Annotated in this window: 20 protein-coding genes and 1 other annotated feature; of the genes, 3 read left to right on the top strand and 17 right to left on the bottom strand. The window is 41.2% G+C overall.

The window, feature by feature from the left end; genetic code table 11:
- Positions 1-29 precede the first annotated feature (29 nt).
- The 4 genes from pheS to VEB00_10560 form a co-directional block, all read right to left on the bottom strand.
- The gene (gene pheS / locus VEB00_10575; GenBank protein ID HYF83455.1) at positions 30-1,049 is read right to left on the bottom strand and encodes a phenylalanine--tRNA ligase subunit alpha; all 1,020 of its coding nucleotides are present in this window, start codon (positions 1,047-1,049) and stop codon (positions 30-32) included.
- 67 nt (positions 1,050-1,116) lie between these two features.
- Positions 1,117-1,435 (bottom strand) — a binding site (T-box leader).
- A 162-nt stretch (positions 1,436-1,597) separates the two neighbouring features.
- On the bottom strand, positions 1,598-2,323 hold the full coding sequence (locus VEB00_10570; GenBank protein ID HYF83454.1) for a hypothetical protein: 726 nt from the start codon (positions 2,321-2,323) through the stop codon (positions 1,598-1,600).
- On the bottom strand, positions 2,320-3,027 hold the full coding sequence (locus VEB00_10565; protein HYF83453.1) for a hypothetical protein: 708 nt from the start codon (positions 3,025-3,027) through the stop codon (positions 2,320-2,322). Before VEB00_10565 ends, VEB00_10570 begins: the two co-directional genes overlap by 4 nt.
- Positions 3,024-3,878: an ABC transporter ATP-binding protein gene (locus VEB00_10560; protein HYF83452.1), complete on the bottom strand. Its 855-nt coding sequence runs from the start codon at positions 3,876-3,878 to the stop codon at positions 3,024-3,026. Before VEB00_10560 ends, VEB00_10565 begins: the two co-directional genes overlap by 4 nt.
- A gap of 240 nt (positions 3,879-4,118) precedes the next feature.
- Here VEB00_10560 and VEB00_10555 point away from each other — a divergent pair, with 240 nt between their 5' ends.
- Positions 4,119-4,469: a hypothetical protein gene (locus VEB00_10555; protein ID HYF83451.1), complete on the top strand. Its 351-nt coding sequence runs from the start codon at positions 4,119-4,121 to the stop codon at positions 4,467-4,469.
- Positions 4,470-4,532: 63 nt separating this feature from the next.
- Here the strand turns inward: VEB00_10555 and VEB00_10550 are convergent, their stop codons facing one another.
- The 13 genes from VEB00_10550 to VEB00_10490 all read right to left on the bottom strand — a co-directional run bounded on the left by VEB00_10550 (position 4,533) and on the right by VEB00_10490 (position 16,202).
- Entirely contained in the window at positions 4,533-5,297 is a 765-nt protein-coding gene (locus VEB00_10550; protein HYF83450.1) for a DUF2087 domain-containing protein, read from the bottom strand.
- Between the two features lie 106 nt (positions 5,298-5,403).
- Positions 5,404-5,811: an ATP synthase F1 subunit epsilon gene (gene atpC / locus VEB00_10545; GenBank protein HYF83449.1), complete on the bottom strand. Its 408-nt coding sequence runs from the start codon at positions 5,809-5,811 to the stop codon at positions 5,404-5,406.
- A 16-nt stretch (positions 5,812-5,827) separates the two neighbouring features.
- Positions 5,828-7,207 (bottom strand): F0F1 ATP synthase subunit beta, encoded by a 1,380-nt coding sequence (gene atpD, locus VEB00_10540; GenBank protein HYF83448.1) that lies wholly within the window; start codon positions 7,205-7,207, stop codon positions 5,828-5,830.
- Positions 7,208-7,223: 16 nt separating this feature from the next.
- On the bottom strand, positions 7,224-8,066 hold the full coding sequence (gene atpG, locus VEB00_10535; protein ID HYF83447.1) for an ATP synthase F1 subunit gamma: 843 nt from the start codon (positions 8,064-8,066) through the stop codon (positions 7,224-7,226).
- Between the two features lie 17 nt (positions 8,067-8,083).
- Entirely contained in the window at positions 8,084-9,586 is a 1,503-nt protein-coding gene (gene atpA / locus VEB00_10530) for a F0F1 ATP synthase subunit alpha (GenBank protein ID HYF83446.1), read from the bottom strand.
- Positions 9,587-9,595: 9 nt separating this feature from the next.
- Positions 9,596-10,138: an ATP synthase F1 subunit delta gene (gene atpH, locus VEB00_10525; GenBank protein ID HYF83445.1), complete on the bottom strand. Its 543-nt coding sequence runs from the start codon at positions 10,136-10,138 to the stop codon at positions 9,596-9,598.
- 9 nt (positions 10,139-10,147) lie between these two features.
- Positions 10,148-10,657, bottom strand: coding sequence for a F0F1 ATP synthase subunit B (gene atpF, locus VEB00_10520; GenBank protein ID HYF83444.1), 510 nt, complete (start codon positions 10,655-10,657; stop codon positions 10,148-10,150).
- 58 nt (positions 10,658-10,715) lie between these two features.
- Positions 10,716-10,970: an ATP synthase F0 subunit C gene (gene atpE, locus VEB00_10515; protein HYF83443.1), complete on the bottom strand. Its 255-nt coding sequence runs from the start codon at positions 10,968-10,970 to the stop codon at positions 10,716-10,718.
- A 118-nt stretch (positions 10,971-11,088) separates the two neighbouring features.
- Positions 11,089-11,778, bottom strand: coding sequence for a F0F1 ATP synthase subunit A (atpB, locus tag VEB00_10510; GenBank protein HYF83442.1), 690 nt, complete (start codon positions 11,776-11,778; stop codon positions 11,089-11,091).
- Between the two features lie 6 nt (positions 11,779-11,784).
- Entirely contained in the window at positions 11,785-12,174 is a 390-nt protein-coding gene (locus VEB00_10505; GenBank protein HYF83441.1) for an ATP synthase subunit I, read from the bottom strand.
- A 217-nt stretch (positions 12,175-12,391) separates the two neighbouring features.
- Positions 12,392-13,051, bottom strand: coding sequence for an alpha/beta fold hydrolase (locus VEB00_10500; protein HYF83440.1), 660 nt, complete (start codon positions 13,049-13,051; stop codon positions 12,392-12,394).
- A gap of 355 nt (positions 13,052-13,406) precedes the next feature.
- On the bottom strand, positions 13,407-15,803 hold the full coding sequence (gene secA2 / locus VEB00_10495) for an accessory Sec system translocase SecA2 (GenBank protein ID HYF83439.1): 2,397 nt from the start codon (positions 15,801-15,803) through the stop codon (positions 13,407-13,409).
- Between the two features lie 63 nt (positions 15,804-15,866).
- Positions 15,867-16,202 carry a hypothetical protein gene (locus VEB00_10490; protein HYF83438.1) on the bottom strand — a complete coding sequence of 112 codons (336 nt, stop codon included), beginning with the start codon at positions 16,200-16,202 and terminating at the stop codon, positions 15,867-15,869.
- Positions 16,203-17,036: 834 nt separating this feature from the next.
- On the opposite strand from VEB00_10490, the gene VEB00_10485 reads away from it, so the two are divergent.
- Both VEB00_10485 and VEB00_10480 read left to right on the top strand, forming a co-directional pair.
- On the top strand, positions 17,037-18,782 hold the full coding sequence (locus VEB00_10485; GenBank protein HYF83437.1) for an ABC transporter ATP-binding protein: 1,746 nt from the start codon (positions 17,037-17,039) through the stop codon (positions 18,780-18,782).
- The gene (locus VEB00_10480) at positions 18,779-20,527 is read left to right on the top strand and encodes an ABC transporter ATP-binding protein (GenBank protein HYF83436.1); all 1,749 of its coding nucleotides are present in this window, start codon (positions 18,779-18,781) and stop codon (positions 20,525-20,527) included. Before VEB00_10485 ends, VEB00_10480 begins: the two co-directional genes overlap by 4 nt.
- Positions 20,528-20,675 lie beyond the last annotated feature (148 nt).

Genomic DNA, 20,675 nt, shown 5'->3' with positions numbered 1-20,675 from the left:
AATCTATCACCTTTCCTTCTTTTTCATTCTTAAAACTGCGCAAGGAACCTCTTGTCATTTTCGAAGAAAAGCCTGAGGTCCTCCACATCGTACTTCAGCAGTGCAATCCTATCGAGGCCCATGCCGAATGCAAAGCCTGAGTACACTTCCGGGTCAATGCCGCAGTTTCTGAGTACATTAGGATGTACCATGCCGGCACCCAGTATCTCTATCCAGCCTTCATTCTTGCACACTCTGCAGCCTGCTCCCTTGCAGGCGGAGCATGTGCAGTCCATCTCAGCGCTTGGCTCTGTAAATGGGAAGTGGTGAGGTCTGAATCTAGTCTTTGTGTTCTCACCGTAAAGCCTCTTTGCGAACACGTCCAGAGTCCCCTTCAAATTCGCCATTGTTATCCCCTTGTCCACAACCAGACCTTCTATCTGATGGAACATAGGTGAATGTGTTGCATCTATCTCATCTCTCCTGTAGACCTTGCCAGGCACCAGAACCCTTATTGGGGGCTTCTGCTGCTCCATTGTCCTGACCTGCATAGGAGAGGTCTGTGTTCTTAATAGTATTTCCTCTGTAACATAGAAGGTATCCTGAATATCCCTTGCTGGGTGATATTTGCTGTGATTTAATGCATCAAAGTTATAGTAGGTCTTTTCTATTTCAGGCCCTTCAACTATGGAAAATCCCATGCCTATGAATATCTGGTTGACTTCATCCAACACTTTAGTAAGCGGATGCTTATTGCCCAGTGCTTTTCTTTTTGGCGGCATTGTTACATCGATGAATTCGCTCCTCAGCCTGCTCTCCAAATCCTTTCTCTTCAAGCAGTATGCTGTTTCTTCAATCTTCTCATTGATATAATCCCTGATTTCATTAGCAAGCTGTCCAATTATGGGTCTTTCCTCTGTGGTCAGACCTCCCATCCCCCTAAGTACCTGTGTAAGCTCTCCCTTTTTACCCAGATACTTGATTCTTAACTCTTCCAGCTGCTTCTGCGACTGGACACTTTCCAATTCCTTAACGGACTGCATCTTGATTTTTTCTAGCGTTTCTTTCATTTTTCATGCTCCTTTCTATAAGGTCATATTACTAATTATAGGCAAAAATTAAAACCTTCATTCCCAAAAAAGGGACGAAGGTTATCCGCGGTACCACCCTGCTTGTTTGCATAACTGCAAACCGCTTAAAAATATAACGGTATCAGCCGTCAAAGCCTACCAGTGCTTTTTAACACCACAGATTTCCCGTATTTCAAGTGTTAAAAATGCACTACATCTGTTTGGTGCCTCGCTCGCCCTAGAAATAAAATGCTTTACGAGGTACCATGTTCAGCCTTGAATCTCCGGAGTGAACTTCAATTGCTACATTGCTGGTGCGCTCTCAGCCTGTGGCAGCACCTCTCTTTAAGCCTTTCACAATTTACTCTCTCCATCAACGATTACTACAATATTATATTTTTATCCAAATCAATCTTAATTGATTATATCACAAGGCTTTATACTTGACAATAATATGAGTACATTTTGCCAGCTTTATAAACCTATAATTCACTTTATAACAAACAATTATTCAGTGCTGCTCTGAGGTTTGTTCATAATATGCATTACTATATATAAAGGTTCTCAAAACGCCTTACGAGCAAGCTAATAATTAGTAAGTGTACAGTCGCCCCAACAACAACATATATCCAATAGCTGCCGTTTGCCAGAGAGCCTTCAAGCAATGCCTTTGAAACCCAATAAGTCGGGGCTATTCCAGCTGCATATTGCCAATTTGACTTGATAAAGTACCCAGCAACAGGAGCAATAAAAAGTATCCCAAAAGCTTTTGTCAGTACCAGTCCCTCCACCTTATTGGAAGCAAAAGCACCAAGAAATAATGCCATCATCGGTGACTCTAGTGCACAGAGCAGAAGCACCGGTATAAGAAACTCTATTCTGCATTCTGCTATCCCTATGAAATAAAATACGAAGAAGGAGAGTAGAAAGCTCATAACCGTAGGCATTGCAACTCTATAAAAAAGGTATCCTGACTTTGAAAGAGGAGTAACCGAATAGAAAGACAGGATGTTTTCATCCCTTTCATCCAGTATCAGAAACCCGGACAGCATTCCCATCATCATTGGAGTGATAAGAATAATGACACTCATTATGAGAGTGTAGTACTGAGAAAGATCAAAGGAGAGTTCTCTGAGCAGTATCTCCCTTGCAAAGGTCAGTCCCGGTCTCATCAAAAAAGCAAGAATGAAGGGAGCAAATATAGATATGAGCAGCATTGAGTCACGGCTGATATTCTTCATATCCCCGAAGAAAAGTGCCAAAAACTTTCTCATATGCTTCCACCTCCAATTCCTGCTATTATATATTTTCTAAACCATCTGCATGCCCAGATATATGCCAGTACATCCCATACAGCAATAAGTACTATGGAATACAACGCATCAGCAAATGAAATTCCGTTATAAGCACCAGCAAGCAGCTGTACTGAGCTATACCCAGGAAGTAAATAGTAAATTGGAGAGTTGAAAAGCTTCATAAATCCCAATAATGGCAGTATGAACGGTGTCAGGAAAAAGGGAGATGCTATTATATATCCATTTATTGATTTAACCCTGACTGCCAGAGCAAGTCCTGCAAGTGTGAAAAATACCGAGCTTGGAGCTACCGATATTAAAAGCAGCAGTGGATCATAGCTTCCCGGAGTTGAGAAAAATGCAATGACTAGAGAAGATAGTAATGAAAGCATTGTAAGCGACACAAGCTTTGCTGTAATGTACTCCCCTACCTTCATAGGAGTGATAAAAAGACTTGCGAATATGTTTTGGTCCTTTTCAAGGAGCACTATTCCACCTATGAAGAAGAATCCAAGCACAGTTGGGTCAGTTAATAGTATGAGTATGGATAGGTACTCCCTGCTATCCGCCGGCATTACCCTGAGAAGCACAATATACAGAACGCTTACTAGTGCATAAGCATAATAAAAGCCATGCCTTATCTGGAACTTGATATCATATGATATTGCGCTTAGAGTTCTCATACCAGTCCCCTTCCAGTCACTTCTATGAAAATGTCCTCCAGAGTTGCCTCCTGAGTATGCATTCTCTCTATGGACTTGTTTTTTATAAGCTGCATGAACTCCAGATTATCTCCTAAATTGGCAAGTTCAAAGTCCTTGAAGCATGTCTCCTGCTTTTCGCGGTATTCTACCCTCAAGCTCTTTCTGCCTTTATCTATCATCATCTGTCTGGGTGAATCAATAAGGCAGATGCTCCCATTAACAATGAAGGCTACCCTATCGCACAAATCCTCAGCATCATTCATATTGTGTGTTGTCAGAAAAACAGTGCAACCCTCTGCTTTTCGCTCCAGTATAATATCCTTCACCTTTTTTGCGTTAACAGGGTCCAAGCCAGAAGTTGGTTCATCAAGGAAAAGTATTTCAGGCTTATTCAACAGAGCCCTGCAGAAATTAAGCCGCATCTTCATGCCCTTGGAGAAGCCTGAAACTCTGGTATCAGCATCCTTCTCCAGGCCGACCAGCTCCAGAAGCCTCATTGGCTCTTCTGTTTCACCGGAGTATAAAGATCTGAAGTATGACAGATTTTCCTTTGCTGTGAACTTGCTGTAAAGGTTAGGAAATTCAAAGGCCACTCCTATCTTTTCATAATAATCGGATTTTTGTTCTTTCAGCTCTTTGTTCATTACCTTTACACTGCCATGGTAGTTTTTCAAAATGCCTATTATTATCTTTTGAGTCGTACTTTTCCCTGCTCCCGAAGGACCCAGGAAGCCGAATATTTCACCCTTTCCTACAGAAAAGTCAAAGCCTTTCAGGGTCTGTTCCCCTTTTCCTGTATAACTGAACTTTAAATCTTTTACATCAATCATAGCTTCTCCTTTTTGACAATGCCTTGAGCTATCAACTCGATCAAGAGCTCCAACACCTCTTGAAAAATACCTTCCCCGATTTCTTTTTTATGCAATCCTAGGGTGAAAAATTCATTGCTATTATAAGCCTTTAGTCTCATAAAGTCAATCGCCTCATATAGAACAAAAGGTATAAATTTGCAATTATTCATTGCTTACCTTTATGTAGTTTATTATAATCAAGCTATAGGAGGTGAGATTATGCTCGACCGAAGAAGAGGTCCAGATACACTCGTAAGATGGGTCAAATGGTCCGGTATTATATCCTGGATCCTGATATCATTAATACTTTTTATTACCTTAATTGCAAAACCCGGCTTTGAATCGTATATGGACGACTCCTTGCACATAAAACTCCAAACTGCTTGGGATACCGATATGATGCAGTATGTTCTTCTGCTCTTAGTGCTGCTTTTCTTTTTCTGTATGATATCCATGGCTGTAAATCTTATGAGATACAGACGCAAGAGCGATAGGTTCAACAAGACACTTATTTTAAATGCATCCGCAGCCCTCATCGGTATTTTACTTTATTTGTTTTTTCTTATTTGACGTATGATGGAAAAGTTTTCAATAAAAAGCAGCATTCTGCAAGTAATACAGAATGCTGCTTTTTTAAATTTTCACCCAATATAGGCTGCCATCGTCATGCCTATCCATGAAACCATATTCTATAAGATACCTTCGGACTGTTGCAAAATCAGGGTAAATGCCTTTTAGAACTTCGTTTATTTCTTTCTCTGTATATTTCTTATTCAAGTCAAACCTTTTCACAATATGCCTCAGTACTACTATCTTTCTTTTTTCCCTTGTGGGGAATTCGGTCAGTGGACCTTCCAAGCCATGTTTGAAGTATTTGCACAGAGTCTGCTCATTTTCTTCCTCAGTGGTTGCATAGCGTTCATCTGTCATAGTTGCCGATCTATGCACATTTATCAGGCTTTCCTTCTTTCCAGTTTTCCGGTTCAGGAGCTCCATAATCGCAAGAAAAACCTTTGCCTGCTTCTCCTTTTCACGAAGGGTGAAGCGATGGTTTCTGATTGTTGATGTGCTGCCGCTTTCCTGCTTCTTCACTATATCACTGTCACTATACCCCTTATGAAAATAACCCAGAAGGTTTTTCTGATGGTCTGTCAGCCCAGTATATTTCTTTTCAAGATTGATGAGGAACTCAAATGTGGATGAGTGCTCCTTTACAATATGTACTTCCATATACTTCTCTGCTTCATACAGAATGTCAGCTTCAGAATAGACTATGCCCTTTACAAAGCTTTTTCCACAGATCAAGCATAAGTATTCTCCAGTATCTTCCTTAAAAACATATCCCCTTTTTATCTCTTCAACACTGGCATTCCAAAATATTTCCGACAAATCATTCACTTGCTGCTCGCCCCTAACGTTTATATATTTCATAAACATATTACACTTTTGTTTAGCAAATGTCAATAAAAAAAGACAGGTTATTTCCTGTCATTTTTATTTAGAATTAACTTCGGAACTTAGATGTCTTCTTACGCCCCAGAGCCCGCATAAGCGCCAGCTCCACCTTTGCTATATCAAGGTTTGCGCTAGCTCTGGACACAAGCTGACTTCTAGCTCTCGTTTCCGCTTCCTCAGCACGCGCAATATCAATATCCTCTGGCCATTCGGCAGTGTTTACAATAATTGTCACACTTCCATCCGTAACCTTCACTATACCTCTGCTGATAAAAGCATGTCTTTCCCCTTCTGCTGTCCTGATCCTTATATCATCCGGCAGTACAGCAGCAATAAGGTTGGTATGACGGGGCAGTATTTCAAAATCGCCATCAACGCCTCTAACTATCAGCGCTTCTGCCCGACCTTGATAAAACACTTCGTCCAATGTAATTATTTTAAGGTTAAACTCAGCCATTCACATCACCAACACATCAAATTTTTTCAAGTACTTCATCAATAGCTCCAGCCATGAAGAAAGCAGATTCCGGCACATGGTCGCATTCGCCCTCAAGAATCATCTTAAAGCCTCTCACTGTCTCTGCAAGGGGTACATATTTACCTTTAATCCCTGTAAACTGTTCACCCACAAAGAACGGTTGGGAGAAAAACCTTTGTATTTTTCTTGCTCTTGATACTATCAGCTTATCCTCATCGCTAAGCTCATCCATACCCAGAATAGCAATAATATCCTGGAGTTCCTTATATCTCTGGAGGACTTTCTGAACTCCCCTTGCCACGTCATAGTGCTCTTTTCCTACTATGTTGGGGTCAAGTATCTTGGAATTTGATTCCAAGGGGTGCACAGCAGGATATATACCTAACTCTACAATGCTTCTCGAAAGCATTGTGGTAGCATCCAAGTGAGCGAAGGTAGTAGCAGGAGCCGGGTCAGTTGGGTCGTCAGCCGGCACATATACTGCTTGTACAGAAGTTATTGAGCCTCTTTTTGTGGAGGTTATCCTCTCCTGAAGCTGGCCCATCTCTGTAGCAAGTGTAGGCTGATATCCAACCGCACTTGGTACTCTGCCAAGCAAAGCCGATACCTCAGAGCCTGCCTGTGTGAACCTGAAAATATTGTCGATAAACAGCAATACATCCTGTCCGTACTCATCCCTGAAATGTTCCGATACTGTAAGTCCGGTAAGAGCAACTCTCATTCTTGCTCCCGGGGGCTCATTCATTTGTCCGAAAACCAGTGAGGTTTTATCTATTACTCCTGATTCCTTCATCTCAAGCCATAAGTCATTGCCTTCCCTTGTTCTCTCACCTACGCCTACGAAAACCGACAGACCTCCGTGCTGTTTGGCAATATTATTTATTAACTCCATAATAAGTACTGTCTTGCCTACACCTGCGCCACCGAACAGGCCTATTTTACCGCCTCTTGAATAGGGACAGATGAGGTCAATTACCTTTATGCCGGTCTCGAACTGCTCTGTCTTTGTTTCCAATTCCTCAAACTTCGGCGCTGGCTTATGAATGGAGGAATACTTCTCTGCCTTTATTTCTCCCATATTGTCAACCGGTTTGCCAACTACGTTTATTATTCTGCCTAGAACATCCTTTCCAACAGGAACCTTTATAGGCTCGCCGGTATCTTCTGCATCCAAGCCTCTCATAAGACCATCGGTTGCAGACATAGCTATGCATCTGACAGTATCATTGCCCATATGCTGGGATACTTCAGCGATAATCTCATCCTCACCGTTTTTGATTCTAATTGCATTATACAGTGAAGGACGTCTATCCGAACTGAATTTGATATCTATAACCGGTCCAATTATCTGAACAATCTTGCCTATATTATTCATTTTCTCACCGTCCTAATCATTTCAAAGCCTCTGTCCCGCCCACAATCTCAGAAATCTCATTTGTTATTAAGGCTTGTCTTGCTCTGTTATACTGCATCGTGAGCTCATCTATCATCTTGTCTGCATTATCTGTTGCCGAATTCATTGAGGTCATTCTGCTGCTGTGCTCGCTGGCAGACGCCTCAAGCAGTATGCCGTATATTTGGTTTATTATATACTCGGTAGCCATCGTGTCAAATACATCCACAGGAGAGGGCTCGTAAATGTAATTGCTGTCACCCGCGGTTTTTTCTGGTAAAAGAGGAAGGAGCCTAAGCTCTGTTGTATCATATTTAATTGTGGATACAAACTTGTTGTAAAATACAACTACCTCATCTACTTCTTTTGCCCTATACATGTCAATTATCCTATGGGCAATAATTCCTGCATCATGGTATGTCACAGTATCAGTAATGCCCTCATAGCTTTCCACCAGTTCAAATCCTGTTTTATTGAAAAACTCCCTTGCTTTATTTCCAACAGCTAATACACAAAGGCTTTTCCCAACCATACCATGAACTGCACTTTTAATTACCGAGGAGTTGTATGCCCCACAAAGTCCTCTGTCAGAGCTTATTACCACAGCAAGGGATTTATTTGTCACCCTTTCAACTGTAAGCTCGCTGTATGCCTTTTCGACTCTGTAGTTGTACAAGTTTTTCACTGCTTCTTTAAGCTCACTCAGGTACAGCCTTATATGCTCGGTGCTTTCCTTTGATTTCTTGTATTTTATTGTTGCCACAAGGTTCATAGCCTTTGTAATCTGCCTGGTGCTTGTAACACTTTTAATTCTTGCTTTTACATCATTTAATCCAGCCAATTATATCACTCTCGATACTAAACAAATTTTTTCTTGAATTCTTCAATAGCCTGCTTCAACATGTTTTCCGTTTCTTCGCTCAGATCTTTTGTCTCAGTAATATTTATCAGTATCTTTTCATAGCAATTCCTTATATACTCTACAAGCTCCTTAGCAAAATGCCCGACGTCACTGGACAAAATATCTTTTGCATAGCCGTTGGATACTGCATATATAGCAACTATCTGTTCTTCAACCGGAATTGTCTCATGCTGAGGCTGTTTTAAAAGTTCCTGAATTCTCTCTCCCTGTTCCAGAACCTGCTTGGTATCATCGTCCAGCTCCGAACCGAACTGTGCAAAAGCAGCAAGCTCTCTATACTGCGCAAGGCTGAGCCTCAGCTTTCCTGATACCTTCTTCATTGCTTTTATCTGTGCATTTCCGCCAACTCTGGATACAGATATACCTACATTCATAGCAGGCCTGATTCCTGCATGAAAAAGCTCGGATTCAAGGAATATCTGACCATCAGTGATGGATATTACGTTTGTAGGTATATATGAAAGCTCTCCCCCAAGAGTCTCAATGAGCGGGAGTGCAGTCAGGGAGCCTCCTCCTGCTTCTTCAGTTAACCTTGCAGCCCTTTCCAGCAGTCTGGAATGCAGATAGAATACATCACCAGGGTAAGCTTCTCTTCCCGGCGGTCTGCGGAGCAGCAGGGACATAGCCCTGTATGCAACGGCGTGCTTGGACAAATCATCGTATACTATCAGTACATCCTTGCCCTTATACATGAATTCCTCTGCCATTGCACATCCCGAGTATGGTGCAAGGTATTGGAGAGGTGCCGGCTCACTTGCAGAGGCAGCTACTACAATCGTATACTCCATAGCGCCCTTATTTTTCAGTGTCTCCACAATCTGAGCAACTGTTGAGGCTTTCTGCCCAATGGCTACATATACACATATGATATCTTTATCTTTCTGATTTATGATTGTATCAACTACAATAGCGGTCTTGCCTGTCTGCCTGTCTCCTATTATAAGCTGCCTCTGGCCTCTTCCTATAGGTGTCAAAGCATCAACAATCTTTATACCTGTTTGAAGCGGTTGATTAACAGGCCTTCTCTCAACTATACTGGGTGCTGTTGTTCCTATAGACCTGTACTTATCCAGCTTGAGGGGACCGTTTCCATCTATAGGGTTCCCAAGTGCATCAACAACTCTGCCAAGCAGAGCATCACCTACAGGGACCTCTACAACTCTTCCGGTGCTCTTTACTGTATCCCCCTCTTTTATATCCTGATCGGGACCCATAAGAACGCAACCGATATTATCTTCCTCAAGATTCAAGGCCATTCCATAAACACCATTTGTGAACTCCAAAAGCTCATTTACCATGCAATCCCTAAGTCCGTATACTCTTGCGATGCCATCCCCAACCTGTATTACGGTACCTATATCGCTTGATTGCAGCCTTTGGTCGAAATGCTTTATTCTCTCTTTCAATATTCCACTTATTTCATCCGGTTTAATACTCATTATCTCACCTCAGTTTTTGTCATGCATAAGGTTGTCTTTCATCTTATCCAGCTTGCCTTTTACGGTAGCATCAATTATCTTATCCTTTGCCTTAATATATAGACCTCCGACAATTGATGGATCTATGCTGGTCTCAATGACAACATCCTGTTTGAATACTTCCTTTAGCTTGTTTATAAGTCTATCCTTGTAGTCTTCTTCCAGTTCAAAGGCTGTTGTGACCTGTACTTTCAGAAGTCTTTTATGATCATAGTATAATTCTTCAAAGTCCCTGAGGATTTCGTTCAGTATATAGACCCTATCCTTTTCTATCAGGACCTTTAAAAAGTCGCAGATAATTGCATCAAAGCTCTTGCTGAATACTTCATCTATAATTTTGATTTTCTCATTCAAAGTAATAAAGGGATATTCAAGGACCTTGAAAAATGCCTGATTATCCCCGATTATCCTCTTTAGTCCATCCAGTTCTTCAAATGTCAAATTCAGCTTATCCTGATCCATAGCGGCTTCAAATAGAGATTGACTATATCTTTTACTTGCTATTTCAATCATGAATGCCACCTAAACCTTCACATTTGATAATTCGTCAATAATACTGTCAAGTATCTGCCTGTTGGCATTGCTGTCTATCTTTTTCTTCAATATCTCTTCCGCTATATCTACTGACAGTACAGCAGTTTCCTTTTTCAAATCCTCCCTGGCCTTTTCATACAAATGTCTTCTCTCTGTTTCTGCACTCTTTAGAATTCTTTCCTTTTCCTTTTCAGCTTCCTTCTTGCTCTTTTCATAAATATAGCCGCTCATCTTCCTTGCCTCATCTATAATGACTTTCTTCTCACTGTCAATATTGGCAAGTCTGCTTCCATATTCATCCTTTAGAGCATTCGCTTCACTTTTCAAGCTATCCGCAGCTGCAATTTCGTTCTGTATAGTGCTTTTTCTTTGTTCAATAAAGTTCATTACGGGAGTAAAAAGCAATCTTCTCAGTATTAGATACAGCACCATTGCGTTGAAAAGAGTAAAGAAAATTGTCCACAAATTCAAATTCAAATCTACTATAGACTCGTGCATATATCGACCCTCCAAGTCCTCCTAAAATAGGTGATGACTCAACATCCCCTACTTACATTTAGCCTAATTTGCCAGCTAGAACGAAAATTATAAGCAGCGATACCAAAAGGCCGTATATTGAGTTTGATTCAGTTATAGCATTACCTATGATAAGTGTTGATACTATCTCTTTCCTTGCTTCCGGTTGTCTTCCAACTGCCTCAACTGCTTTTGCTGTAGCAAGACCTTCCACAATAGCCGCAGCAGCAGCTACCAATATTGCTATAGCTGCACCTATTGCGCAGCCAACTACTACATATGCTCTTGGATCCATGTTATTTCCTCCTCAAATAATGTATTTAACAAAAATAAGTATTAAAATATTATTCCTATCTGCTCTTATACTATTTCAAAATTACTCCTCATCACCCCTCACTCATCCTACAAGTTCTTTAGTCGTCTACCGCTGTGACTTTGGCAGTAAACTCCATCGTCAGAATCACAAAAACCATTGTCTGGATGAAAGCATCGAATATATCAAAATAAAAATGCAGCGGTACAGGTATGAAAGCCATAGCAAATACCGAAACATCTCTAAGTGAGCTATACAAAAGCTCCAGAATTATTACCCCCGCGGTTATATTTCCAAAAAGACGCAGACTCATCGAGAGTACAGGTGTAACCTTCTCTAGAATGTTCAGTGGTAAAAATACAGGAAAAGGTTCAATCATTTCCTTTAAATAGCCCTTCACACCATGAGCACGCAATTGATTGGACTGAACTACAATAAACGTTGTCAGTGCAAAGCCTAAAGCTACAGAATAATCGGTTGTAGGCACCTTCCTGATCCCCAAAAGTCCTACAAAATTTGAAAGCATAAGGAAAATAGCTATTGTCCCAATATATGGAGCCAGACCTATATTTTTCTCGCCCATTGTGGACCTTGAAAAATTATAGATAAACTCCACAAATGCCTCGATGCTCAGCTGATATTTACTCTCCGGTATCAGCTTGAAGCCTCCAAGCTTAATATAAATATTCACTGCAAGTGCAATCAGAGTCAATGCAGCCATTATATACCACATATTTATTATAGATTGCGCGATCTGCATTTGGATTCCAAAAATCTCAATTTCATACATATTTCATCACTCCGGATTCTTAAGGCTATTTATATGCTTTAATAAAACTTCCCAGGTTATTACAATTTTGATTGACAAAACACCTATTACAGTAGTAAACAGGTTCACAGACTCCAGTAACAATGCTCCTAATAAAACGGCCAGCACTAAAACAAGGCGAAGAGAAAAATATCCATTAAAAAAAGCTTTGGAATAAGTAGTTTTGCTTACCATGCCTTCTAGTGAATTAACAAGTAAACTAAAATTTATAAGACATGCTACACCACCTAGAACAAAACCCAAAGCATAAGAAACATCACTATAAAATAAAGAAAATAAAACTATTGAGACTACAAGAAAATATTTAACTGCCTTATCATATATACTTGATATTTCAAAATCCCCGTATTTACTCACACATACACCTTTTTCAAAAATCAAATTTTATACAACGATTAATTTTAGCATCTTCGAATTTCTTTTACAAACCAATAATTAAGCTCATTTTGCCTAAAAAGTATAAAATTGTCGTATTATGGCTTATTTAACCATATAGCATAGTCGCTGCGCGGGCTTTCGCTGATTTGTGTTAATTGCCTATTGATTCTGAGTTGGGATATATTAAAGAGTGCCTTTAACCCCGATTCTGCTCAAGAAGCCAGCTGAAAAGTTCTTTATGCTGATAGGCCAGCGAACAGACATCATGTCCTTTATCCGGATAGATGGTAAACCTAACATTGCCATTGCAGCTTTTCAGCACTTCAACCACCTTTTCCGATTCCCCTATAGGCACAGCTTCATCCCTTGCCCCGTGAAATACCCAGACAGGTACATTCTTTATTACGTAAGCCAGTTCAGGGTACGATGCACCCCCACATACAGGCACTACTGCTGCAAACCTATCAGGGTAAGCCATCGCGAGATCAAAAGCCCCAAAGCCTCCCATGCTTATCCCCGTTAGATATATTCGATCGCTGTCAATGGGGTAGCAAGCCCCCAGTTCCTTTATTAGCTCATCTATTGCGTCAAAGTGCGCATCCCAGTATGAGTCAGCCGGGCATTGGGGTGCTGCTATTATAAAAGGTAAATCCTGGCCTTCCTCAATCATCTTCGGTATTGCATGTCTTTTCACAAGCTCCACGTCATCGCCGCTCTCCCCTGCGCCGTGCAGGAACAAGAGTAACGGCCACTTCTCATTACTGTCCCTGCCATATTCATTAGGAAGATACAGTAGATACTTAAGGTGTAGTCTTATGGTAATATCCTTTTCAAAAATCATGCTCTGCTGCTTCATATATTACACCCCTCTCTTGCCATTCTGCAAACCACAGACCATGACTTTCCCCAATGCTTTATGGGCACAAGCATCAAAGCAGCCGACCAACAAAATATCATAAATAAAATCCAACCCATATCCACTTCACCTGCTTCTGCTTATAATATATTAGTTTTACCAGTCTGTTATCACTAGATACCTCATCTGTAAATCCATCCTTATTTATTAAATGTTGGCATTTATGATAATAAAAAACTCCTCATTCTCTACGAATAAGGAGTAAATATTGGTGATTTACACGATTCTTTGACACTCATTACCAAAATGATTGAAAGGCAAAAATAATATCCAGCATAGTCTGATGACAACGACCTCAATCTTTTATATTCTCCCTTTTTCTGAGATAGCGATTGCTCAGAAGAAGCACCATGAAAAGCGGCAGCTGCAGCGCTGCAGACAAAGGATCCCTGCATAACGCGTTAAGCCCAAGCTGTTCCATTCCATCGTCCACTAGATAAGTCCAGGTTGAAGCTGGTACTTCCAGGCCTTCTTTTTTCATATCAATACCTTCTTTGGTAACTTCGGCATGGGACAGCGTCTTTATGATACTGTCCTCAATATCCTCTAAAAGCCTTTCAAAAGCATCGAATGCCAGCCTGTTGAATTCATATACCGGGTTTTTCCCTGCCAGGTGTGTAAGGTGAATACTTTCCCGTATATAGGAAATATAGTCTATATAGTCAGCCCAACAGCTGTTGATAAAATGAAGAGTTACCTGCTTTTCTGCTTTATGCAATGCTGCTTCTCCAAGCCGTTGGCAAAGCATATTGTATCGTTCACAAAGTCTTTCAGCCATGAGCTTTAATGGCTCCCGATCCAGAAGTACGTCAAGGCGGCGATTAAATATGATCCTTCTCTGCTGCTCAAGTATTTCATTATATTTGTTCAAGGTACTTCGGATAGCTGTGTTTTGCCCTTCGACAACTCTCTGGGCATGTGCTATCTCCTTCCTGAACATTGGATTGTCTGTTGAGCTGTCACAAGCTTCGGAGCATAGCATGGAACGCAGTCCATCACTTATTCTGTACTGTTTGAAAAGCTCATCCTCCAGACTGACAAAAAACCGGGTGAACCCAGGATCCCCCTGTCTGCCCGCACGACCCCGCAGCTGCCTGTCTATCCTCAGACTGGCATTCCGATTTGTGCCGATGACATACAAGCCTCCAAGACCCGCGACTCTTTCATGATCCTGCTCCCCAGATCCTCCAAGCTTTATATCTGTGCCCCTCCCGGCCATATTTGTAGATACGGTCACTGCCCCCACTGCTCCTGCCTCAGCTATGATATGAGCTTCCAACTCATCATTTTTTGCATTCAATATATGGCACTCTATCTCCGATTCCAAAAGCTTACTGGCCAGCCGCTCCGATTCCTCAATACTGCAGGTACCGATGAGAATCGGCTGTCCTGTTTTGTGCACTCTGGTTATTTCCGCTATCAAGGCCTCCTCTTTAGCCACCTTGTTTTCGAAAACAATGTCGGGATAGTCGACTCTAATGCATGGCTGGTTTGTTGGGACTACCACTACGTTCAGTCCGTACTTTTCCAGAAATTCATTTGCTGATGATATTGCAGTCCCTGTCATACCACATATTGCAGGATATTGGCGGATAAAATGCTGCATGGTAATGGAAGCTAATATCTGTCCCTTTGACTGGGATACGATCCCTTCCTTTGCTTCGATTGCCTCCTGGAGCCCGTGAGGCCAGTTCCTTTTATCCGCTATACGCCCGGTGAACTCATCAACAAGCTCAATTTTCCCCCTACGTACGATATAATCGATATCACGCTTCAAAAGTGCCTCTGCGTGCAGAGCATTATTTAATCCAACCAAAAGCTGCAGATTTTTTTCTTCATACAGATTGTCACATTGAAGGATAGCCTCTACCTTACACACTCCTGATTCAGTCAGATATGCATTTCTGCCCTGCTCATCGGAATCATAGTCCTCATGTGGTCTAAGGCTCTCAACAATTCTGGCCATAAGTCCGGTATCTACTCCGGAGGCCTCACTATTTCCAGCTATAACAAGGGGTATCCGTGCTTCATCAATCAGAATGGAATCCGCTTCATCGATGATTGCAAACTGAAAAGACCTTTGTACCAGTTCTTCCTTTGATAAAGCAAGAAAACCTCTGAGAAAATCAAATCCAGCCTCCTTGGCAGTCAGATAAGTTATATCTTTTCCATAGGCCCTTTTTCGTTCAGCATTCCCCATCCCTTCCTTCACATACCCCACCGTCAAGCCCAAGAATTCATATACCGGACCCATCCATGCCGCATCCCTTCCAGCAAGATAATCATTAACGGTCAAAACATGGGTCCCTTTTCCCGAAAGAGCCTTGAAAAAGGCGGGGAATACAGCAGCAAGAGTCTTACCTTCTCCAGTCTGCATCTCTACAAGTCTTCCATCGCACATGGCCATTCCGGCAATTACCTGCACATCAAAGGGGCGCATGTCAAGTACTCTATCTGATGCCTCCCTGACAAGCGCAAATGCTTCAATGGCTGCTTTGCTTTGGGGAGCGCCTGCCTTAATTCTATCTCTTAGTTCAAAAGCCATATTTTGAAGCTCAGAGTCACTCAAAGAACCCAACGCTATCCGATTGACCTCTTGGAGCTGACACTCATAGGACCGGATATCCCATTCAACAGCAGGATTGCACAGTTTAGTCAAAAATCTATTTATTCTAACTCCATTTTTGGGCATAATAATATCCTCCTTCAAAAAACGCAGTATAAATGTACCACCTATATGGCGTACAGCACTAAATTATACTAAGCTTCCTTCCAGAGGATCCCTATAACCCTTCATGGTATGGCAGAAAAAAATCAGCAAAAGACTTTCATTATATAGAATATCCAGAGAAATGATAATATGATTTGAGACGTGTTTGAAGAAGACCTTGTGGCCCATAAGAGCAAAAACCATCTGAAGCACAACCATAAGCAGTAAATTCAGGGGCAGATTTTCAATGATGTAGGCATACAAATACGCCGGTATTCCTGCTCCACCATTTTTTATAACAACAGTGGATAGGTATGCAATGCATGCAATAACGGCTAATGTACACATTATAACTATTTGAAAAACTAGCTGTATAAGCATTTCAACCCTTCTTATAATGATTCAAATTTCTAGTATTTCTATAGATACACTAACATAAGCCCTTTAAATTTTCAAGGGTATTATGTTAGTATAAAAAACATAAAAATAATTAACACGTATGGAATGATTTGATTATTTATCAAACTATTTCATAAGTGTTAATTGATATTTATAATCCGCAACTAGTGTCAAACATTCGTGCAATGAGTGTCAAACATTCGCGCAAATTACCAGTTCTGGTGATTTGCGCGAATCACTGACACTTAACCAGTAAGAAATGGCTAATTTGCGTGACCTTGTCAGACATTAATGCAAAGTTTTTTTGCGCAATGTCTGACACTCATTACCATTCAAAGCTATAAATGAAATAAATTAAACCGCCACATACTTGCATTTCTGCTTTGTGAGAAGTGGTACTTAAAATAATAAAGTATTGCTCTACGGGTTGGATAATAAGACCTAGCTATAAATAATACCATCTCGTACCCAGAATAAGTTCTACTTAAGTCTCGAAATTGTGGAAAATATAAGCGTTATTGCATCAGCTTGCAATTCCCATAATATTACTGTAATATATATTTATGACATAATCATACAGATAAAGAGGTAGGAAATATGTTAATTACAATGATTTTTAGCTCAGTAAGAAATGAAAATTCACTGGATAGCCCTACCTCATATCAAATGCTTGATTTATAAAAAGATTTGTATTAGGCCATGGATTGCTAATCCATGGCTTTATATTTTATTTGAAACCTAAAGTGACTATCTACACTTTTTAAGTGGTTAATTCGTAGGAAACCGTACTTTTTAATTTGACAGGAGGATTATAGATTGAAAATTCGTATTGGAGAATACATAAAGCTTTTATCGAGGTATTTAAAACCCCAATTGCCCCAGGTTGTACTTCTAGGATTCCTTCTTGCAGGCAGCATAGGGCTTCAACTTGTGAATCCACAGATAATCCGCTACTTTATAGATACCGTAACTGGTGATGGTACAGGTAAAAATCTTATATATGCTGCGCTGCTTTACATAGGTTTAGCTATAGTACAACAGGTCATTGCGGTATTTGCAACATATGTAAGTCAGGATGTAGGCTGGAAGTCAACAAATGAACTTAGGTGTCAGCTTGTTCTGCACTGTATGAAGCTTGACATGTCTTTTCATAAAGAACACCAGTCAGGGGAGCTTATACAGCGGGTAGATGGTGATGTGACAGCTTTGTTTGAGTTTTTTTCAAAGTTTTCTGTAAATCTTATGACAAACATCGGTCTCATAATAGGTGTAGTGGTACTGCTGTTCGGTATAGACTGGAGAGTGGGTGCTGTTATGGTTATATACTGCCTTATCACTTTTTTTATATTCGGGCGCATACAGAAAGCTTCAATCCCATACAACCTTAAGGATAGGGAGATTAATGCAAAGTTTTTCGGGTTTCTCGGGGAGCAGATTGCCTGTACGGAGGATGTCCGCTCAAACGGTGCATCCCCCAATGTGATGCATAGCTTCTATCTTTTTCTTAGAAAATGGTCGCCGGCTAGAATCAAATGCGGTGTGGCGAATTATTCCCCCTGGATGGCAACAGAGATGGTATCCCAAATCGGAAACTTTACCGGCCTCGGATTGGGGGCATACCTGTGGAGCAGGGGTATAATATCCGTCGGCTCAATATATGTAATATTTAAATATACAGACCTTATTATAAGGCCTATCAATCAAATACGCAGGCAGTTCCAGGACTTGCAGAATGCGGGCTCTAGCATAGTTCGCATAAATGAACTTTTTAATATAAAATCAAAGGTCGTTGATGGAAAGGGCGGCTGCCTTCCCCATGGAGCGCTGTCTGTTTCAATGAATGATGTAAGCTTTGATTATGAAGAAGGAGTGTCGCTAATTAAAAATATTACTATGAACATCCCTTCTGGAAGGGTTTTAGGAATACTGGGGCGCACCGGCAGCGGCAAGACCACCCTTGCAAGGCTCCTTGTGAGATTTTATGATGTACTGAAAGGTGAAATCAGGCTGGGCGGCGAGGTTATAGGGAATGTTCCCCTAAAGGAGTTAAGAAGCCACATTGCCTATGTGACCCAGGAAGTCCAGCTTTTCAAGGCAACCGTAAGGGATAACCTTACCTTCTTTAATAACGATATTACTGACGATGCTATTATGAAGACGATTTGCGAAATAGGACTTAAACCTTGGCTTGACTCAATGCCTCAAGGGCTCAATACCATGCTGGATTCGGGAGGAGGAGGGCTTTCCGCAGGAGAGGCACAGCTTCTTGCATTTGTGCGGGCATTCTTAAAGAACCCAGGACTCCTGATTCTTGATGAGGCATCATCAAGGCTGGACCCTGTAACGGAGAACCTTATTGAAAAAGCAATAGACAAGCTGCTTATGGGAAGGACTGCAATCATAATCGCCCACCGTCTCAAAACAGTCCAGCGTTCTGATGATATACTCATATTGGAAGATGGGAGCATACTTGAGCAGGGCAGCAGAGTGAAGCTTTTGAAGAATGAGTCTTCCCATTTCTATCACCTGATGCAATCCGGAATTGAGGAGGTACTAGCATGAAGACTTTCAAATATTTATGGTGCCTTATTAAATACACACCATGGCTTTATCTTGCAAACTGTGTAGCTTGGACATTAATCTATGTTGTTCCCCTTGTACCAGGGCTTATTGCAAAGGAGTTTTTCGATGTCATAAGCAATGGCGGGCGGGTGCAGGGCATATGGGGAATCCTTTCCCTGTTACTTATTGCAGGTGTTGTACAGGTTATAGTGATTGCAATAGGAGGTCCAATTGATATTTTTCACCGGTTCAAAATCAGTGGGCTTTTACGCCGTAACATGCTGGAGTCGATACTTAACAAGCCCGGGGACAGACCCATACCGGGTTCTGTCGGCGAGGCGATAAGCTGTTTCAGGGAAGATACCGCTCAAATAGAAAATGCTGTAAGCTGGACTATTGATGCTATTGGGGTAGCATGTTTTGCAGCGGGGGCTATTGCAATACTTTTAACCATAAATGTCAAGATTACTCTGCTGGTATTTACGCCTCTCATTGCCGTGGTAGCCCTTGCCCAGGTAGCCAGCGAACGTATACAAAAATACAGAAGGGCAAGCCGTGAGGCTACAAGCAAGGTAACCGGTATAATAGGGGAAATGTTTGAGACGGTCCAGGCGGTTCAGTCTGCCGCGGCAGAGGAGTCTGTAATAAACAACCTCAAGTCCTTGAATAGTGAAAGGCATAAGTTTATGATGAAGGACAGAGTTTTAAGCCAGATCCTGGATGCTATCTATCAAAATACAGTAAGCATAGGCACGGGGCTGATACTACTCCTTGCAGCAAATGATATGAGGACCGGTTCCTTCACCATTGGAGATTTTGCATTATTTGTATACTATTTAGCCTTCGTTTCGGACTTCACCCTCTTTTTTGGAAATTTTCTCTCCACTTTAAAGCAGTCCAATGTAGCATTTGAACGTATGACAGAGCTTCTGCAGGGAATCCCGGGAGAAAATCTGGTAGAGCATAAGCCTCTATATATTATTGGAAAGTTGCCTGATCCGCACTATGTTAAAAAGACAGAATATGACAGGCTTGAAATCCTCGAGGTTAAAAGCCTTTCGTACTATTATCAAGGTTCAGGATCGGGCATAGAAGATATAAGCTTTACAATTGATAAAGGTTCATTTACAGTCATTACCGGGCGTATAGGCTCAGGTAAATCGACACTATTAAAAGTACTTCTGGGGCTTCTTCCGAAGGACGGGGGGCAAATATATTGGAACTCAAGGCTTGTAGACAATCCTGAAACATTTTTTGTTCCTCCACGGAGTGCATACACTCCCCAGATTCCTCACCTTTTCAGCGATACATTGAAAAATAATATTCTCCTTGGATTAAAAGAGAAGGATGAGAATCTGGAAGGGGCGCTGTACTCTGCTGTTCTGGATAGGGACATTGGAGCCCTTGAGAAAGGGGTGGATACTCTCATAGGTCCAAAGGGAGTAAAATTATCCGGTGGCCAGCTTCAAAGGACCGCAGCCGCAAGAATGTTCATAAGAGACCCGGAACTCCTTGTTTTTGATGACATATCAAGCGCTCTTGATGTTGATTCAGAAAACACCCTATGGAATAGATTGTTTGAAAAAAAGGACAAAACCTGCCTTGTAGTATCCAATCGTCGTATGGCTTTAAGGCAAGCTGATCAGATTATAGTTCTAAAGAACGGTAAAATAGAGGCAAAAGGCAGTCTGGATATGCTTCTTGAATCATGTGAAGAGATGCGCAGGATTTGGGGCGATGTATAATTCATGGTGCCAGGGAAACCGCTGAAAAATGCGTAGCCTAGAATAAATATACAAATGTACTACAAATTATGCAATAGCCCAAAGGCATTTAAGATACATAATCTTCTTAAATGCCTTTAAATCCCCATAAAATGCTTAGATTTCAACT

This window comes from Clostridia bacterium (assembly GCA_035628995.1).
GTDB lineage: Bacteria > Bacillota > Clostridia > Lutisporales > Lutisporaceae > BRH-c25.
The sequence above is the reverse complement of the archived record's forward strand: the minus strand, read 5'-3'. Positions and strand labels throughout refer to the sequence as shown.

Bases quoted from the DNA above. Each gene is read 5' to 3' on its own strand.
- pheS (HYF83455.1), bottom strand. From the start codon at position 1,049: ATGAAAGAAACGCTAGAAAAAATCAAGATGCAGTCCGTTAAGGAATTG.
- VEB00_10570 (HYF83454.1), bottom strand. From the start codon at position 2,323: ATGAGAAAGTTTTTGGCACTTTTCTTCGGGGATATGAAGAATATCAGC.
- VEB00_10565 (HYF83453.1), bottom strand. From the start codon at position 3,027: ATGAGAACTCTAAGCGCAATATCATATGATATCAAGTTCCAGATAAGG.
- VEB00_10560 (HYF83452.1), bottom strand. From the start codon at position 3,878: ATGATTGATGTAAAAGATTTAAAGTTCAGTTATACAGGAAAAGGGGAA.
- VEB00_10555 (HYF83451.1), top strand. From the start codon at position 4,119: ATGCTCGACCGAAGAAGAGGTCCAGATACACTCGTAAGATGGGTCAAA.
- atpC (HYF83449.1), bottom strand. From the start codon at position 5,811: ATGGCTGAGTTTAACCTTAAAATAATTACATTGGACGAAGTGTTTTAT.
- atpD (HYF83448.1), bottom strand. From the start codon at position 7,207: ATGAATAATATAGGCAAGATTGTTCAGATAATTGGACCGGTTATAGAT.
- atpA (HYF83446.1), bottom strand. From the start codon at position 9,586: ATGAGTATTAAACCGGATGAAATAAGTGGAATATTGAAAGAGAGAATA.
- atpH (HYF83445.1), bottom strand. From the start codon at position 10,138: ATGATTGAAATAGCAAGTAAAAGATATAGTCAATCTCTATTTGAAGCC.
- atpF (HYF83444.1), bottom strand. From the start codon at position 10,657: ATGCACGAGTCTATAGTAGATTTGAATTTGAATTTGTGGACAATTTTC.
- atpE (HYF83443.1), bottom strand. From the start codon at position 10,970: ATGGATCCAAGAGCATATGTAGTAGTTGGCTGCGCAATAGGTGCAGCT.
- atpB (HYF83442.1), bottom strand. From the start codon at position 11,778: ATGTATGAAATTGAGATTTTTGGAATCCAAATGCAGATCGCGCAATCT.
- VEB00_10500 (HYF83440.1), bottom strand. From the start codon at position 13,051: ATGAAGCAGCAGAGCATGATTTTTGAAAAGGATATTACCATAAGACTA.
- secA2 (HYF83439.1), bottom strand. From the start codon at position 15,803: ATGCCCAAAAATGGAGTTAGAATAAATAGATTTTTGACTAAACTGTGC.
- VEB00_10490 (HYF83438.1), bottom strand. From the start codon at position 16,202: ATGCTTATACAGCTAGTTTTTCAAATAGTTATAATGTGTACATTAGCC.
- VEB00_10480 (HYF83436.1), top strand. From the start codon at position 18,779: ATGAAGACTTTCAAATATTTATGGTGCCTTATTAAATACACACCATGG.